This is a genomic window from Chryseobacterium indologenes, assembly GCF_002025665.1.
Taxonomy (GTDB): domain Bacteria; phylum Bacteroidota; class Bacteroidia; order Flavobacteriales; family Weeksellaceae; genus Chryseobacterium; species Chryseobacterium metallicongregator.
In genome coordinates this window covers 4,529,365-4,546,623 of record NZ_CP018786.1, presented here as the reverse complement: position 1 = coordinate 4,546,623, position 17,259 = coordinate 4,529,365, and the positions used below count along the sequence as shown (strand labels likewise).

The 17,259-nt window shown below is 33.5% G+C and carries 16 protein-coding genes; 5 read left to right on the top strand and 11 right to left on the bottom strand.

Annotation, left to right across the window (positions count from 1 at the left end; translation table 11 throughout):
- Positions 1-7 precede the first annotated feature (7 nt).
- Positions 8-1,030, bottom strand: coding sequence for a Holliday junction branch migration DNA helicase RuvB (ruvB, locus tag BUE84_RS20545; RefSeq protein ID WP_062675795.1), 1,023 nt, complete (start codon positions 1,028-1,030; stop codon positions 8-10).
- A gap of 260 nt (positions 1,031-1,290) precedes the next feature.
- Between ruvB and hutI the strand changes: the two genes are divergently transcribed.
- From hutI to BUE84_RS20525, 3 genes are all read left to right on the top strand, one after another.
- Positions 1,291-2,514, top strand: a complete 1,224-nt coding sequence (hutI, locus tag BUE84_RS20540) for an imidazolonepropionase (protein WP_079243993.1) — start codon at positions 1,291-1,293, stop codon at positions 2,512-2,514.
- A 334-nt stretch (positions 2,515-2,848) separates the two neighbouring features.
- Positions 2,849-3,769 carry a formimidoylglutamase gene (hutG, locus tag BUE84_RS20530; RefSeq protein WP_079243293.1) on the top strand — a complete coding sequence of 307 codons (921 nt, stop codon included), beginning with the start codon at positions 2,849-2,851 and terminating at the stop codon, positions 3,767-3,769.
- A 136-nt stretch (positions 3,770-3,905) separates the two neighbouring features.
- Positions 3,906-5,198 carry an aldehyde dehydrogenase family protein gene (locus tag BUE84_RS20525; protein WP_079243292.1) on the top strand — a complete coding sequence of 431 codons (1,293 nt, stop codon included), beginning with the start codon at positions 3,906-3,908 and terminating at the stop codon, positions 5,196-5,198.
- Positions 5,199-5,413: 215 nt separating this feature from the next.
- Here BUE84_RS20525 and pyk read toward each other — a convergent pair whose 3' ends face one another.
- The 10 genes from pyk to BUE84_RS20475 form a co-directional block, all read right to left on the bottom strand.
- The gene (pyk, locus tag BUE84_RS20520) at positions 5,414-6,859 is read right to left on the bottom strand and encodes a pyruvate kinase (RefSeq protein WP_079243291.1); all 1,446 of its coding nucleotides are present in this window, start codon (positions 6,857-6,859) and stop codon (positions 5,414-5,416) included.
- Positions 6,852-7,325 (bottom strand): IPExxxVDY family protein, encoded by a 474-nt coding sequence (locus BUE84_RS20515; protein ID WP_079243290.1) that lies wholly within the window; start codon positions 7,323-7,325, stop codon positions 6,852-6,854. Before BUE84_RS20515 ends, pyk begins: the two co-directional genes overlap by 8 nt.
- Positions 7,303-8,067 carry a ribonuclease III gene (gene rnc / locus BUE84_RS20510; RefSeq protein ID WP_079243289.1) on the bottom strand — a complete coding sequence of 255 codons (765 nt, stop codon included), beginning with the start codon at positions 8,065-8,067 and terminating at the stop codon, positions 7,303-7,305. The genes BUE84_RS20515 and rnc overlap by 23 nt, the downstream gene beginning before the upstream one ends.
- Before the next feature lie 9 nt (positions 8,068-8,076).
- Entirely contained in the window at positions 8,077-9,321 is a 1,245-nt protein-coding gene (gene fabF, locus BUE84_RS20505; protein WP_047435444.1) for a beta-ketoacyl-ACP synthase II, read from the bottom strand.
- 34 nt (positions 9,322-9,355) lie between these two features.
- Positions 9,356-9,595 (bottom strand): acyl carrier protein, encoded by a 240-nt coding sequence (locus BUE84_RS20500; protein ID WP_002976354.1) that lies wholly within the window; start codon positions 9,593-9,595, stop codon positions 9,356-9,358.
- Between the two features lie 468 nt (positions 9,596-10,063).
- Positions 10,064-10,648 carry a DUF6705 family protein gene (locus BUE84_RS20495; protein WP_079243288.1) on the bottom strand — a complete coding sequence of 195 codons (585 nt, stop codon included), beginning with the start codon at positions 10,646-10,648 and terminating at the stop codon, positions 10,064-10,066.
- A gap of 45 nt (positions 10,649-10,693) precedes the next feature.
- Positions 10,694-11,263: a hypothetical protein gene (locus BUE84_RS20490; protein WP_079243287.1), complete on the bottom strand. Its 570-nt coding sequence runs from the start codon at positions 11,261-11,263 to the stop codon at positions 10,694-10,696.
- Between the two features lie 45 nt (positions 11,264-11,308).
- The gene (locus BUE84_RS20485) at positions 11,309-11,893 is read right to left on the bottom strand and encodes a DUF6705 family protein (RefSeq protein WP_079243286.1); all 585 of its coding nucleotides are present in this window, start codon (positions 11,891-11,893) and stop codon (positions 11,309-11,311) included.
- A 45-nt stretch (positions 11,894-11,938) separates the two neighbouring features.
- On the bottom strand, positions 11,939-12,505 hold the full coding sequence (locus BUE84_RS20480; RefSeq protein WP_145953314.1) for a DUF6705 family protein: 567 nt from the start codon (positions 12,503-12,505) through the stop codon (positions 11,939-11,941).
- A gap of 26 nt (positions 12,506-12,531) precedes the next feature.
- Positions 12,532-14,280: a hypothetical protein gene (locus tag BUE84_RS20475; RefSeq protein WP_079243284.1), complete on the bottom strand. Its 1,749-nt coding sequence runs from the start codon at positions 14,278-14,280 to the stop codon at positions 12,532-12,534.
- A 564-nt stretch (positions 14,281-14,844) separates the two neighbouring features.
- Between BUE84_RS20475 and BUE84_RS20470 the strand changes: the two genes are divergently transcribed.
- Positions 14,845-16,140 (top strand): hypothetical protein, encoded by a 1,296-nt coding sequence (locus BUE84_RS20470; protein ID WP_079243283.1) that lies wholly within the window; start codon positions 14,845-14,847, stop codon positions 16,138-16,140.
- A gap of 727 nt (positions 16,141-16,867) precedes the next feature.
- Positions 16,868-17,131 carry a helix-turn-helix domain-containing protein gene (locus BUE84_RS20465; RefSeq protein ID WP_089689600.1) on the top strand — a complete coding sequence of 88 codons (264 nt, stop codon included), beginning with the start codon at positions 16,868-16,870 and terminating at the stop codon, positions 17,129-17,131.
- The last annotated feature ends 128 nt before the right edge of the window (positions 17,132-17,259 follow it).

Here is a 17,259-nt window from a genome sequence, read left to right as displayed (position 1 = left end):
CTTTGAATTAAAATAGCTCTCCCGGGTTTTTAGGTCTTGTAATATTCAAATGTTTGTAAGCTTTATCAGTAACTTCTCGCCCTCTTGGAGTACGGATAATAAACCCTTCCTGAATCAAAAACGGTTCATATACTTCTTCCAGTGTTTCCGGATTTTCAGCAATAGATGTTGCCAGAGCGGAAATACCAACCGGTTTTCCTTTGAAGTTTTCAATCATGACACGCATGATCTTATTGTCCATTTCATCCAGACCAAATTCATCCACATTAAGAGAATCCAGGGCATATTTTGTAATCTTGATTTCAATTTCACCATTTCCTTTGATCTCGGCGAAATCACGTACTCTTCTTAATAATGCATTCGCAATTCTTGGCGTTCCACGGCTTCTTCTCGCAATTTCGATTGCTGCGTCTTCATAAATAACTACTCCTAAAACCCTTGCACTTCTCTGAATAATCATAGACAGAAGTTCAATAGAATAATATTCCAGTCTGCTTTGAATTCCAAATCGGGCAAGCATTGGTTTTGTAAGCATACCACTTCTTGTCGTAGCACCTACGAGAGTAAAAGGATTCAGCCCTATCTGTACACTTCTGGCATTAGGACCTGTTTCCAGCATGATGTCAATCTTATAATCCTCCATTGCAGAATACAGGTATTCCTCTACTACAGGAGAAAGACGGTGAATTTCATCAATGAAAAGAACATCATTTTCTTCCAGATTGGTCAATAAACCAGCTAAACTTCCGGGTTTATCCAATACAGGGCCCGATGTAACCTTACAGTTTACCCCAAGTTCATTAGCGATAATATTGGCTAAAGTCGTTTTACCAAGCCCCGGTGGACCATGTAATAAAACATGATCTAGTGCTCCGCCACGTCTTTTCGCAGCGGTAACAAAAACCTCAAGGTTCTCCAGCGTCTTTCTCTGCCCCGCAAAATCTTTAAAGCTTTGGGGACGGATCTGTTCTTCCTGCATCAGCTCCTCTCGTGAGTAGTTTTCCTTATCTGGATGTAAAAAATCTGGCATTAATTCATTTCATTTACTTCAAAGATAGCAAATTTAGACAAAGGTTGAAGGGCAGATTGAGAAAACGTTGAGATTGATAGAGAGGTTTATGCCAGGGTTGAAAATGAGAATAGCTAAGATTTAAATAATTGGGATATTTTAAGTATTTTTGAGAGGAGAAATTATTCATAAAAATTAATGAAATTTTGAATGTTTAGAAAAAGAGTACTGATATAAAAATGAATCAGCTTGAATCTAAACATCGCATTAACTTTAAACTAATGAAATTAATAGGACCATTTAAGCAGGTGGTAACGCTTGCTAACTTACCCTTAAGAGGAAAACTTTCCGATGAGCAGCTGGAAATTATTGTAGACGGAGGAATTGTAGTAGATCAGAATACGATCCAGAAAGTTGGAAATTTTGAAACATTAAAAACAGAAAATCCTACCATAGAAATTGAACACATTGAAGGAGAACAGGTTGTTCTGCCTGCTTTTGTAGATTCACATACCCACATTTGTTTCGGAGGAAACCGGGCGAATGACTTTGCCATGCGTAATGCAGGGAAAACCTATCTGGAGATTGCAGAAAGTGGTGGTGGAATCTGGAGTTCCGTGCAGCATACAAGAAATGCTTCAGAAGAAAAATTATTAAAAACTTTAGTAGAAAGAATCAACTTTTTGGTTGATCTGGGAATTACCACCATTGAAGTGAAGAGCGGATATGGTCTGGATGTGGACAACGAGCTGAAGATGCTTAGAATTATTAAAAAAGCACAGAATGTAACCAAAGCCACTTTAGTTCCAACCTGTCTTTCAGCCCACTTAAAACCCAGAGATTTTGAAGGAAGCAATCCCGAATATCTGAAATATATCATAACCGAAATTTTACCAAAAGTAAAAGAAGAAGAGTTAGCGAACAGAGTCGATATTTTTATTGAAAAGTCTGCTTTTCAGCCTGAGGAAAGTAAGGATTTCTTGCTTAAAGCAAAAAAACTAGGCTTTGAAATTACCGTTCATGCCGATCAGTTTACCCCTGGAAGCTCAAGAATTGCGGTAGAAGTAGGAGCGAAATCAGCAGATCATTTGGAAGCAACAATAGATGAAGATATTCAGTTTCTGGCAGAATCTGATACGGTGGCAACAGCGCTTCCGGGAGCAAGTTTAGGCCTTGGTGAGAAATTTACTCCGGCAAGAAAATTATTAGATGCAGGAGCTATTGTGGCTATTGCAAGTGACTGGAATCCGGGATCTGCTCCAATGGGGAATTTAATTACCCAGGCTTCTATTTTAGCAACCTTCCAAAAGCTTACAACAGCTGAAGTTTTGGCAGGGATGACCTTCCGTGCTGCGTATGCATTGAACCTTGAAGATAGAGGACTATTGGAAGCAGGGAAAAAAGCAGATTTTGTCACTTTTAAAACCAACAATTTCCAGAATGTATTGTATAATCAGGGGAGTTTAAAGGCTGAGAAAGTGTATATTGATGGAAATCCAATATAAAAGTATTGTTTTGAAGGCAATTAAAAATTTTATAATTTATTTGGTATTACTTGTAGTATCTTTAAATATAACTGTTTTTTTGCGATCCCTTTGGAATAATGGTGAGATAATAAAAGAAGTGAAGGTCTCAGGAATATTTTATTCTGGATTGATCTTTATATCTTTTCTATTAACAACTCTGTTATCTTTTTATTTTTTTTTCAGAGCTATATTTTATATTTTACAGATAATAAAAAGTGCATTCGTTATCTTGGCGGGCAAAAACGAACAATTAAAGAAATAGTTGAATTTGATTGCACTTAAAAAGCAACCTACAAATTGGAATTATTTAATAATGAATAATATTTGGCAAGGCAGATTGGATGGAGAAGAACTTCTCTATCACAGATTATTTCAAAGAGTAAAAGAAGAACGTAATTACGACAACATCTCTACAGGTGATTTTGCCCTGCATGGCTTTGCTGTGGATGAAGGAGTAAGAAGAAATAAAGGCCGTCAGGGAGCGAAAGATGCTCCTGATGTGATCCGAAAAAATATGTCTAATTTTCCGGTAATTCTTCCTGACTTTTCAATGCTTGACTTTGGGAATGTTACCTGTGAGGATGGTAATCTTGAAAATACTCAGAATAATCTTGCCAAAAATATCTCAAAAGTACTTTTGAAAGGAGGGAAATCTCTTGTTTTGGGTGGAGGTCATGAAGTGACTTATGCTCATTATCTAGGCGTTAAAACAGCTTTCCCGGAACAAAAAATAGGCATTATTAATATCGATGCTCATTTTGATAACCGACAACCGGAAAATGGAGTAGGACCAAGCTCAGGGACCGGATTCTGGCAGATTGCTCAGGAAGGCCCTATCAATTCTTTGCATATTGGAATTCAGAGAAACTCCAATACGTTGAAACTTTTTGATACGGCCCATCAATATGGGATGAAATATATCCTGGCAGACGAATTATTTTTTGAAAATCTTACATCTATCTATCAGCGCATTGATGAGTTGCTGGATAGCGTAGATTATGTCTATCTTACCATTTGTATGGACGTCTTCAATGCATCTATTGCTCCCGGAGTCTCGGCTTCAGCATATAATGGTATCTTTGCAGATACTGCCTTTATGCATTTTTACAGACACATCTTAAAAAATAAAAAATTGGTGGCACTGGATGTGGCAGAAGTTAACCCTTCTTTTGATATCCAGGACAGAACAGCAAGACTGGCAGCATGTCTTGTGAATGAATGGCTAATGATGTAAAAAAGTTATATTCTTCCGATAGAGAAAATCATTATTTTATTGACCCTTAAGGAATGGAATTTGCTAATTTCACCGTGCTTTTAAAATAAAAGCGCTCATAAATTCATTAGCTGAATTTAAAACAGAAATTTATATTATGGAACAATTAATTGAAAGCAAGCTTATTAAAGCTGATAAAGCGTTTTCAGTGTGGAGAAAAGTGCCGTTTGAGGAAAGGCAGAGGTTAATTGCAAAAGCAGCGGAAATTTTAAAGAATAATTCGGAGAAATTTGGGAAAATAATTACTACAGAAATGAATAAACCCATTTCAGAATCTATTGCTGAAGTGGAAAAGTGTGCTTTAATGATGAATTATTATGCCACTGCTGAAAATATATTAAAGCCAGAAAAAGTTGATTCAGAATTTGCTTATTCTGAAGTTCATTATGCCCCGAAAGGGGTAATCTTAGGTGTAATGCCCTGGAACTTTCCTTTTTGGCAGGTGCTGAGATTTGCTACTCCTGCAATTTTAGCAGGAAATACAATCGTTTTGAAACATGCTTCAATTTGTTTCGGAAGTGGAAATGCCATTGAAGAAGTACTTCTGGAAGCAGGCTTTCCTGAAGGTATTTTTCAGAATCTTGAAGTAGGGCATAAAGCTGTAAAAGAAATCCTTGAACATGATGCTGTAAGAGGTGTAAGTCTTACAGGGAGCGGAAAAGCAGGAGGTGAAGTAGCTTCAATTGCTGGTTTAAATATTAAGAAATCTTTACTTGAATTAGGCGGAAGTGATGCTTTCATTATTTTCGATGATGCAGATCTTGAAGAAGCAGCAAAAGCTGGAGTAAAGTCAAGACTTCAAAACTGCGGACAAACCTGTACTGCGGCAAAAAGATTTATCATCGATGAAAAGATTGAAGATAAATTCTTACCTGTATTCATTGAAGAATATAAGAAATATGAGATTGGTGATCCTTTAGATAAAGAAACTAAACTGGCAGGGATGGCAAGACCAGATCTTGCTGATGAATTGGAAGCGCAGTTCAACAGAGCATTGGAAAACGGTGCTGAAATTATCATTCCTCTGGAAAGAGTTTCTGAAAATGAATTTAAACCAGGTTTAATCAGAGTTCAGGAAGGAAATCCAATTTTAAAAGAAGAACTTTTCGGACCTCTTGGTATGGTTATGATTGCAAAAACTGATGAAGAAGCTTTACAGATGGCGAATGATATTCCTTTCGGACTTTCTAATTCTGTCTGGACTAAAAATAAAGACCGTCAGTTATTCTTCATTGAAAACCTTGAATCTGGAACAGTCAATATCAACCGTATGACAAGTTCTGATCCACGTTTTCCTTTCGGAGGATCAAAAGCTTCAGGATATGGAACCGAACTTTCTTTTTTAGCTTTAAAAGAATTTGTGACCGCTAAAACCATTGTTGGTAACTAAATTAGGTATAATGTCATTCGGAGGAATCGAGGAGTCTTAGAGATTCTTCACTTCACTCCGTTTCGTTCAGAATGACAAATTACCGTTTATAAGTTAACAGTAAGCGTTACACTATAAATAAAAATTCCCGGAAATACATTTCCGGGAATTTTTTTATGCTTTTGCAAAAAGTAATTTTGCTTATTGCTTATTGCTTATTGCTTATTGCTTATTGCTTATACTGTAGTTAATCTCAATGTGTTTGTTTTTCCACCCTCATATGATGGAGTAGCATTGATATTGATTACGAAGTCTCCGGTTTCGATATAACCATAGTTATGCGTCAACATATTTACCTGAATGATCGTTTCGTCAGTAGACTTCTTCATATCATAGTAATAGGCATGTACACCCCAAAGAAGGTTCAGCATGGTAATAACTCTTCTGTTACCACTATATACAATGATGTGAGAGTTTGGTCTGTGTGCTGCGAGCTGGAAAGCTGTATATCCTGAATGAGTAAGGGTTACAATGACAGAAACATTGGTTGTTTTTGCAATTCTTACTGCTGCAAGACAAACCCTGTTTGTAATGAATCTTTCATCGATACAGTTGTAATCTTTCTCAATAGGCTCATTTTTGTGTTGGTAAAAATGAGTAGTTTCGATATTCTTTACAATTTTAGCCATGTTTTCTACAACCTGTACCGGATATCTCCCTACAGAAGTTTCTCCGGAAAGCATTACGGCATCAGCTCCATCCAATACAGAGTTCGCAACATCATTTACTTCCGCTCTTGTAGGTGTTAAGCTATTGATCATGGTTTCCATCATCTGAGTGGCAATAATTACCGGCTTGGAATAAAATCTTGCTTTTTCTACCAGGTTTTTCTGGATCGCAGGAACTTCTTCCATTGGAACCTCTACACCTAGGTCTCCACGTGCAACCATTAATCCATCACATTCAAGAAGGATTTCCTCAATATTTTTAACGCCTTCAGGTTTTTCAATTTTCGCAATAATAGGAGTCTTGAATTTACCGTTCGGATGTTTCGCAATTAATTCTTTCAGATCAATGATGTCTTGTGCATGACGAACAAAAGAAAGAGCAATCCAGTCTACCTCCATGTCAAGCATGAAATTAGCATCCTGAATATCTTTTTCTGTCAATGCAGGAAGTGAAACATTCGTATTAGGTAGATTAACTCCTTTTTTAGAACTTAACGGACCTCCCTGAATAGTTTTTGCTTTTACAGTATCTTTTTCATTGGTTTCGATAACCTCCAGCATTAGTTTCCCGTCATCAATAAGGATTCTTTCCCCTACTTTTACATCCTGTGGAAACTGTTGGTATGTCATGTACACCTTAGTGGAATCTCCCTCCATTTTTTCATTGGTGAAGGTAAGAATATCACCTGGGTTCAGGTAAGATCCCTCTTTTACAACTCCCACTCTCAGCTTAGGTCCCTGAAGGTCTCCCAAGATTCCTACAGAATAACCATACTCATTGTTTAGCTCTCTAATTATTTCAATATTTTTTCGAACTAAGTCGTAATCTGCATGGGAAAAATTTATTCTGAAAATATCAACACCCGCTTTCATTAAATCTAACATTACCTCCTTCGACGATGAAGCAGGCCCTAGTGTTGCGATAATTTTTGTCTTCTTTAAATACTTATTCATAATACTGGATAATTTGATAAAGTTCCTCATCAGAACTCAGTGTATAATCTTGAATTGGAAACACAAGATTTTCAGGGAGCAAAATTACGGAAAAATCAGGAAACTGTTCCGAACTATGCAGAATATATTCCACATCTACCTGATTATTTAATAAAAATTTAATGTTTTCTTCTTCTGTAAAGAGTTCTGTCTGAATTTTTTTTTGCTTACTTTCAGAAGATTTATTGGAAATGAAGGTAAAACAAGTCTTCGTATACTTGTGGTAGGCTTCAAATCTTGGGAAAAAATAATCATAATATCCCCCATGAAAAACAAGATCTTTCTTTCTTGAAAAAGTGAGGTTGTTTTTTTGATTTATTTTGTAGAAAAACTCGTGAGCAGGTACATCTTTGGCTAATCTTACCAATCCTATGGCAATATCTTCAAATTCTATATCATCAAGATCATAAAGTTTTTGAATTTCCAAGTATATTTTCTTTTTTGTTTAAAATATAAAATGCTCTCTGTGCTGCTTTTTCCTCTGCTTTCTTCTTGGAAGTCTCTGTTGCATTAGCTATTTTTTCTTCTCCCAGCCATACATGACACCTAAATACGATAGATTTATTAGCCTGTATTTCCTCGCAGGTTTCGTACTTTATATTAACCTTCTTCTTTTGGCTCCATTCGAGCAGGAGACCTTTATAACTTACAATTTTGTTTTCAAGCTTGTTGATCTCGGAAGGGGTCAGCAATTTTTCCAAAATAATCCTTTTGCAGGCATCATAATGGAAGTCTAAGTAAACGGCACCGATTAAGGCTTCAAACAAATTTCCAGAGATATTTTCTCCCAAAGCTGATGAGCTGTTTTGCTTTTGCAAAAGGCTGGTAAGCTTGAGATCTTCTCCTAATTTATTGAGGTTTTTCCTATTAACAATCTTAGATTTCATTTGTGTCAGATATCCCTCATTGGCTTGAGGATAAGTCTGGAACAAATGACAAGAAATAATTGTACCCAAAACAGAATCTCCCAAAAATTCAAGTCTTTCGTAATTACTGTCTTGATTTTTAGAAGAATTTTTCAAAGAAAAAGCTTCGCGGTAAAGAGCTATATTCTGTACCTCAGTACCCAAAACTTTTCTAAGCTCGGTACTGAGAAAATATTCTCTCTCCGTTAATTGTCTTTTTCTTTTTTTGAGAAGGAATTTAGAAAAGTATTTCTGTAACTCCATTCATTGAATTTAGATTTTCTTAAATAGAACGCAAGCGTTGTGCCCGCCAAATCCAAAAGTATTGCTCATGGCTACTTTTACATCTTTCTTAACAGCAGTATTGAACGTAAAGTTGAGTCTGCTGTCAATATTTTCATCATCAGTAAAATGGTTGATGGTTGGAGGAACAGTACCATGAATAATAGTTCCCAATGCAGCGATAGCTTCAATAACTCCTGCAGCACCTAAAAGGTGACCAGTCATTGATTTTGTAGAATTAATCTGAATGTCATAAGCGTGCTCGCCTAATAATTTCGAAATTGCATTGGATTCTGCGATGTCTCCTAATGGAGTAGATGTACCATGCATGTTGATATGATCTACTTCATCAGCAGTTAAGCCTGCGTCTTCCAAACAGCTTTTCATTACCAGATAAGCACCAAGGCCTTCAGGATGTGGAGCAGTCATGTGATGTGCATCAGCACTCAGACCTCCTCCCAGTAATTCTGCATAAATTGTAGCACCACGTTTTACAGCGTGCTCATATTCTTCAAGAACGATACAACCTGCGCCTTCCCCTAATACAAATCCATCTCTGTCTTTGTCAAAAGGTCTTGAAGCCGTTTTAGGATCATCATTTCTTGTAGAAAGTGCCATCATTGCGTTGAATCCACCGACACCACTTGCTGTAACGGCAGCTTCAGAGCCTCCGCACACAATCACGTCTGCTTTTCCTAATTGGATCAGCATTTTGGAATCAATTATAGCATTTGCTGAAGATGCACATGCAGATACAGTAGTATAGTTTGGTCCGTGGAAACCGTATTCTATTGAGATATGCCCTGGAGTGATATCCGCAATCATTTTTGGGATAAAGAAAGGGTTAAATCTCGGAATTTCCGTATTCGCCCATCCTAACACTTCAGTTTCAAAGGTCTCTAATCCTCCGATTCCAGAACCCCAGATTACACCAACTCTGTTTTTATCTACATTGTCTTCAATAATTCCGGAATGCGTTACAGCTTCTCTTGCTGCAACAAGTCCCAATTGAGTATTTCTGTCCATTTTTTTAGCCTCTTTCTTATCGAAATGCTGTAACGGATCGAAATTTTTTACCTCGCAAGCGAACTTTGTTTTAAAGTTTGTGGCATCAAAAAGAGTAATCGGAGCGGCACCGCTCTCACCTTTCACAAGATTTTCCCAGTATTCTTTTGCATTATTTCCTATTGGTGTTATTGCTCCAAATCCGGTTACAACTACTCTTTTTAATTCCATAAACTTTGTTTAATTTCTTTTTTGTTGAAGAATATTATTTATTTACTACTTCTTCGATGTAAGCGATAGCGTGTCCTACAGTAGTAATTTTTTCAGCTTGATCATCAGGGATCTGAATGTTAAATTCTTTTTCAAATTCCATGATTAACTCAACTGTATCTAGTGAATCAGCTCCTAAATCGTTAGTGAAGCTAGCTTCAGGAGTTACTTCTGTTTCTTCAACGTCAAGCTTATCAGCGATGATAGCTTTTACTCTTGATGCAATGTCTGACATAGTAAATTATTTTTTTAATTGTTAGATGGTGCAAATATATAAAATTCTTTACGATAAAACATTTTTTTAGTCTTTTTTGTGGACCGGAAGCTTTCATTTTAGATTGTTTAGCTTTAGTCTTTTCGTTTTCAGTGGTTTATATTTGGTGTAAATGATAAATGAAGAAGGAGAACTTTATATTTAATTATACTGATCAATTTTTTAAGAGAATAATGTATTGATTTAAGTGAAAGTTTATCCGTTATCTACCGTTCTTGATTTAAGAGAGCAGTATGCAATTCTTGAAAGACAGTAATAAGTTAGAGAAATTTTTGAAAATATGCTTGAACGTCAGATATTGCTATGAATTGAATCATTTAGCACTATGGAGTAATGATGAACTTTTCAAAGTTTCTTAAAATAAAAATGATTGGCTTTACCACAGATAAGTAAAGCCAATCATTTTTTAGTTAGAGGTATTAAACGTAATTATTGTTTAGTAAAAATCAAATCTTTTGTTTCAGGAAGATAAATGGTTGTATCTAAAGTTGAAGGACATTTACTTTCTGTTGTTGTAATATCATTTGGACGATATTCCCAGGAAAGTTGTGTGGTGTTAACTTTTTTAAGTATTATTTTACCCCATCCAACATGACAGTTTGTACCAGCGTAGTTAAATAATGCCGTAGTTCCATTTTCTGTAACCCATTGGCTATAGATTGTGTGCAATAAATCATCTTGAAATACTTTATTTTTAGTATCTTGAAGAATTACCCCCAAGGGATTTTTAACAGTGTAGCGTATGGAGAGAGCATCTATATAAATTTGTTTATCTCCAAAATCAAATAACTTATCATTTTCTTTAGAAATATAGAGCGTGAATTGATTTCCATTATATGAAGCTAAATATGAGCCTATGAAATCTTTAAGCTCATTATTTGTATCCTTTAGGTGTGATAAATTAGGAATTTTATCGATTGACGTTAATAATGGGAATATCTGTTGTGCTTTACAAGATATAAGACTGAAAAATAACATTAGAATTACTGCTATTTTGTTATATATTGTTTTCATATTTCATCATTGTAAAAAAGACTGCCATTAAGACAGTCTCTATCCTTATTGTTTAGTGAAAATCAAATCTTTTGTTTCAGGAAGATAAATGGTTGTATCTAAAGTTGAAGAACATTTACTTTCTGTTGTTGTAATATCATCAGGTCTATATTCCCAAGAAATTTGACTGGAATTTACTTTTTTCAGATAAATATCTCCCCATCCAACATGACAATTTGTACCACCATAATAAAATATAATAGTGTTTTGATTTGGGCGAGTGTAGTAACTATAAAATTCAATATTACTTAGATTATTATTCATGGTATCCTGTAGAATAACTCCAGCAGAATTTTTCACAATATATTTTACTATTAAAGCATCCATATAATAGCTTTTTTGAGAGTTTTGTTCTAATTTATCATCCTGTTTAGTTATAAATAATGTAATTTCTTTTCCATTGAAATTAGCTTTGTAAGTTCCAACATCTTGTATCAACTCATTATTTGTGTCTTTTAGATGAGCATTGTTTGGAATGTTTTGTAATGGTGTGTTTAGAGGGAGAGTTTGTGCAGAACATAATAATATGTTAATAATAAAACACATCATTAAGGTTTTTGAATATATTGTTTTCATATTTCATCATTGTAAAAAGACTGTCATTAAGGACAGTCTTTATCATTATTGTTTAGTAAAAATCAAATCTTTTGTTTCAGGAAGATAAATGGTTGTATCTAAAGTTGAAGGACATTTACTTTCTGTTGTTGTAATATCATTTGGACGATATTCCCAAGAAAGTTGTGTGGTATTAACTTTTTTTAATATTATTTTACCCCAACCTACACTACAATTTGTACCAGCATAGTTAAATGATATCTTAGTGCCATTTTCTGTTACCCATAAACTGTAAATAGTATGCAGTAAATCTGGTTGAAAAACTTTATTTTGTGTATCTTGTAGAACAGCTCCAGAAGAATTTTTTATGATGTATCTTATAGATAAAATATCTTTATAAATCTGTTTTCCCCTAGTGTTGAAAAGTTTATCATTTTCTTTAGAAATATAGAGCGTGAATTGATTTCCATTATATGAAGCTAAATATGTGCCTATGAAATCTTTAAGCTCATTATTTGTGTCCTTTAAGTGTGATAAATTAGGAATATTATCGATTGACGTTAATAATGGGAATATCTGTTGTGCTTTACAAGATATAAGACTGAAAAATAACATTAGAATTACTGCTATTTTGTTATATATTGTTTTCATATTTCATTATTGTAAAAAAGACTGCCATTAAGACAGTCTCTATCCTTATTGTTTAGTGAAAATCAAATCTTTTGTTTCAGGTAGATAAATAGTTGTGTCTAAAGTGGAAGGACATTTACTTTCTGTTGTTGTAATATCATTTGGACGATATTCCCAGGACAGCTGAGTCACATTTAATTTTTTCAAATAAATACTTCCCCACCCAACATGGCAATTTGTACCAGTATAAATAAACTCCAAAGCATTTTTTGCAGGTCTTATTTTAAAACTATAAAATTCAATGTCTGAGCTAGTATTTTGGGTATCTTGTAAAATTGTTCCTGAAGAATTTTTAACAATGTATTTCACTATTAAAGCATCCATGTAATAGTTTTTCTGAGTACTTTTCTCTAATTTATTTTCTTGTTTAGTAATAAACAATGTGATTTCTTTTCCATCGAAACTACCTTGGTAAGTGCCAATATAAGGAGTTAATTCATTATTTGTATCTTTTATATATGCACCATTGGGAATGTTAGCGAATGGAGTATTTAAAGGAAGAGTTTGTGCAGAACATGATAATGTGTTAATCATTAAACATATGATTAAGACTTTTAAATATATTGTTTTCATTTTTTATATTATTTTAAAGGTTAATTTTATTGGCAAGGAGTTGCTGTAATTAGACCGTTATTATCTTTTGTTAAATTATATACTGTTCCGTTAGGCTCTACACGTTGAAGGAGTACTTTGTTGTCAATTCCTATATTTGTCAAAGTATCAAAAAACAATTTTTCTAATCCTTTTTCATTCAAATCACCTGAGCTATTAACGTAAGTCGTCCCATTAATGTATGGGTCACTTAAATCACCTGCTGTCTTTTGATAATCAATTATAAATTGCTTCATTTTCGAAGGTGAATATACAAATTTTTGTAATTCTGTACCTGTACCTACATAACGTATCACATAATGTATTTCTTTTTTTCCACCAGAGCAGGTATTACACCATTCTGCTGCTATCATTCCAAAATATGCATTTCCTACACCATCATTTACACTTTGTGCTGCTGCAAATCCAAATAAGGTATCCACAATATCATGAGGTGAAAACATATGTTTTCCCGTAGCTGTATGATTGTGGTATCCTCCATATCCATTCGTTGTATCATTAAATACTACTTGGTGAGATGAGTTTACATCTGCTGGTACCACTGTTCCGTCTTTTTTCTCTTTAAAACCTATTTCTCCTGTTTTTGGATTAATGAGAGTTTGCTGTGCCTGTGCTTTTACATTGGAAATGCCTTGTTGAATATTAGATTTATTTAGTGTTGTTTTTGTTCTCTCACAAGGAGTATCCAAAAACTGGTTATAAAATTGTTCCCAGGTTGCATTGGGATTATTTGCAAAAAATTGTTGAGCAAAATTTAGCTTTGTTTCAAATTCCTTCCATATAGTAATTGTGTTTGTACCTAAATTTCCCAAACTTTTAAAATATCTAATACTCCAATGTAGCAATTGTGTGTTATTCTGATTTAAATTATTATAGAAATAAGAAAGTAATTGACCACCTATGTATTGATTGTTTTGGATATAAGTGTACTCATCTGCTGAAAGCTCTGCAAAACCACTTTCATTCAACATATAATTGAAACTATCTTGTATTGACATTTCGCTAGATGTAGTGCTGCCACCGCTGTCACCGCCGCCATCATACATTCCCATGTTGGGAAAACCTTTTGGAGGCTGTCCTCCGCTTGGACAAATCTCTGTAATTTCCACAACATAATAAGGCTTTTCACTTGCGACACATTGTGCGTACTGAGATGGAGAATGATTATCACCATTACAATTTACCTCTATAAGCCTAATGCTTAATGAGCAATCCATCTTATTCGCAGATGTTTTTGTTCCTGTTACTTTGTCGGGAAGTGGTGTGCCATTAGAAAGTTCTTTGACTCCCATTGGCCTATCGTCCATAGTTGTATATTCAACCGTACCCGTGAAATTATCAATCTGATAGTTTTTTGTTAAGTCTGCAGGTTTGTATTTTGCTATAAAACCTATGCTTTTGTTTTCATTATCAGTACTATATACTAAAACGTCCGAAGACCTGTCTAAATGTCTGACTACAGTACTGTAAGAGGTAACATTATTTTGTGTAATTACTGTTACAGTTGCTTCATCAGATAGCGAAGATAAAAAATCTTCACTTTTACCGTAAGTGTGTGAAGGGTTGTTTTTTATCTCAGTAAGATAATTTTTGAAAGCTAAAGCTTCTTTTAGTTTAATAGTTTTCCTGAAATCTGATTGAAAAGTATTGGTTTCAGTATCATTTGAAAGTTCAGTTCTACAGCCGAACATGAGGAGGGTTAATGCCAAAAGCATTAAAAGATTAAGTTTTTTCATCAAAAAGTATTTTTTTTAAAGTTACTAATTTATTGATTGTTTGTGTTGTAAATAATTTCTGAAACAAATTTATATCTGCAAGGCGACAAAACCTGTCGTATAATATTTTATTGTGTGGTTGAAGTCTTTTTTTCTCTTTAAATTTTCCCGATTAGTGTGTTTAATTTGAGTTTGAAATCAAGGATTCTGTATGTTTTCTGCGGATTTGAATGTGCTATGATTCTTTGCCCATCGGCATTTACTAATAGATTGGTATTTATAATTGAATTGTATTCTGTCAATCAGAAGACAATATAAAATGTTTGGGAACAAATTCAGGAATAAAAACAAAAAAGAGAAAATGTAATTATTTAGAAATAAATAAGTTACATTTTCTCTTTAGTTTTAAAAGTGGAGTTGGAGGGACTACTTTTTTGAATCTGTTAAATTGTTAGTTAATTTATAAATGCTTTATATCAAAGTGTTTGAAGTGTATTTAATTAATTTGAATTTATTGAAATTAAACTATATTTGAATTTTTTGGGTACAACTTTGGGTACAACTTTAAATTTGAATTATTTAATTATGGCATCAGTAAGTTTTTTTATTAGGGGTAAAGTAGCAGATAAGGAAAGTACAATTTGGGCAAAGTTCAGAGACAGGGATATTGATATTCGTGTACCTGTTCCATACCTAAACTGTAAACCGAAAGATTGGAAAGATGGTAAGTGCAAAATACCATCTAAAAAAAATCACAAAGACGATACGGAAACTATTAACATACGTTTAGCTCAATTAGAAGCAAATATTATTTCCAGTTATGCGGAGGATAAGCCTGAACTAGATTTGAAGGGGTGGCTAAAATCTATTATTGAACCTAAAAGTCAAAAAGAGGAAAAAGTAAATTATTCTGATGATGTTGTTCCCTTTATAGATATTTATATTTCTTTTAAAAAAGATAGTATTACGGAAGCTACTATCAAAAAAGCAGGTGTAGTAAAACAAGTCTTGCAACGTTACATAGATGATAAAAATACGATTAAGAAAACTTTCAGGAGCTTGAAATTTAAAGATTTAGATAATACTTTTAGAATTGATTTTGAAAAATATTGTCAAAATGAAATTTACAAAGTTTCTAATACATATAAAAATCTGAAGTTTTTAAAAATGGTATGTAGTGTAGCAGAATCTTTTGATATTGAGGTTCATAAACATGTTAGAAATTGGAAATTTGAAGTTGAAAAATCAATAAGGAACGACCCGAAATCTATTTATTTGACATTTGAAGAACTTGATAAAATTGAAAAAACTGAAATGCCTCACGATTATTTGGATAATGCAAGGGATTGGCTTTTGATTTCCTGTTATACTGGGCAACGTGTTAGTGATTATATGAGATTCACCTCTTCAATAATTGTTCAAGATAGTGAAGGAAGGAAATACTTAGAATTTACACAAATAAAAACAGGTGCTAAAATGCAAATTCCCTTATTGAAAAAAGTTCAAGAAGTTTTAGATAAAAGGGATGGTGAATTTCCTCGAAAAATTTCGGATGTAAAATTTAATTTATATATAAAAGAAGTATGTAAAATTGCAGAAATTGATGAGATAATTTACAATGGAAAGATGATGACAATTGAACGTAAAGGAAAGCCTAAAATCACCCGAAAGGTTTTTGGTGATTATCCTAAATACGAGTTGGTTACTTCGCACATTGGGCGAAAAAGTTTTGCATCAAATTTTTATGAAAAAATTGCAACAGCTTATTTACTTAATGTTACTGGACATACAACAGAAAAGCAATTATTGGCATATATTAACAAAACAGATGTCGAAAAAGCTAAATCAACAGCAAAAATGTTTGATAGTTTAGGATATTAATAATTTTGGCACATTAATTGAATACTTAAAAAAGATTGATTTTTTTTAAAAAGTTTTTTTAAAATGAAAATCAGATAGATGTTCCTTGTCCAGTAATTTTCTATGTTTAAAAAATTCTGTTTCACTTGAAATAGTGATAAGGGGTGTCACCTGTATAAAAACGGCAACAGTCAGCTCATATTGAGAAAATATATAAATCTATTACAGTTGAAATGCTGTTAAGGGGAGTCACCTAATTAAAAACGACAGTAGTTACTCATTTTGAGACATGGGAAAATTATGTTTATTTAGCATTGTTTAAATGCTATGGCTGAAAAATCCAAACTAGAACAAGCCACTAGAGAGGGAGCGCACCTCAATAAAAACGTGTTGGTCACTTATTTTTTGAGAAAGACAAAAACCTCAAAAATAAAGTAGATAGGGTAATTTTGTCTTATTACTAAGTGTAAATAGTCAAAAGTCGTAAGGTTTGACAAACCAAAGAGGGGTTGCACCTCATGAAAAACGTATTACGCAAGCTCAGATTTTGGATAATATCTAAAAAGTATTTAATATTCAAAACAGTAGACAACGGATAGTTATATAAAAAAATTAAGATAGATAGACCAGCTCGAAAGAGTTAGGTCTTTTTTTATGCCCTAAATTAACAAAATAAATAAAATACAAGATAGGAGACCCTTTGAGGTCTCTTTTTTTTGTTGGTATGAATAAAAATAAAATAAATATTATGATACAATTAATTTCAATTTCAAAAGACGAACTAATGAATGAATTTGAGCAAATAGTTTATAAAGTATTAGAAAAAATGCAACAAGATCAGGCTCCAAAAGATCAGAAAGAGTTTTATACTCGTGAAGAAACAGCTAAATTATTAGATGTTAGTTTAACAACACTTTTTCATTGGAATAATGACGGAACTTTGAAAAATACCAAAATTGGCAAAAGGGTTTATTACTCTAAAAATGAAGTTTTAGCACGCCTAAATCCTTAAAGCAAATTTGACAGTTGTTTTTATTAGTATGGGGCATAATTCTAAAAACTGTTCTCTTATCAATGCATCTGTTAATTAAAAAGTACATCTTTTTTATTACAAATGGGCTTAGATCACAAATAACAGCT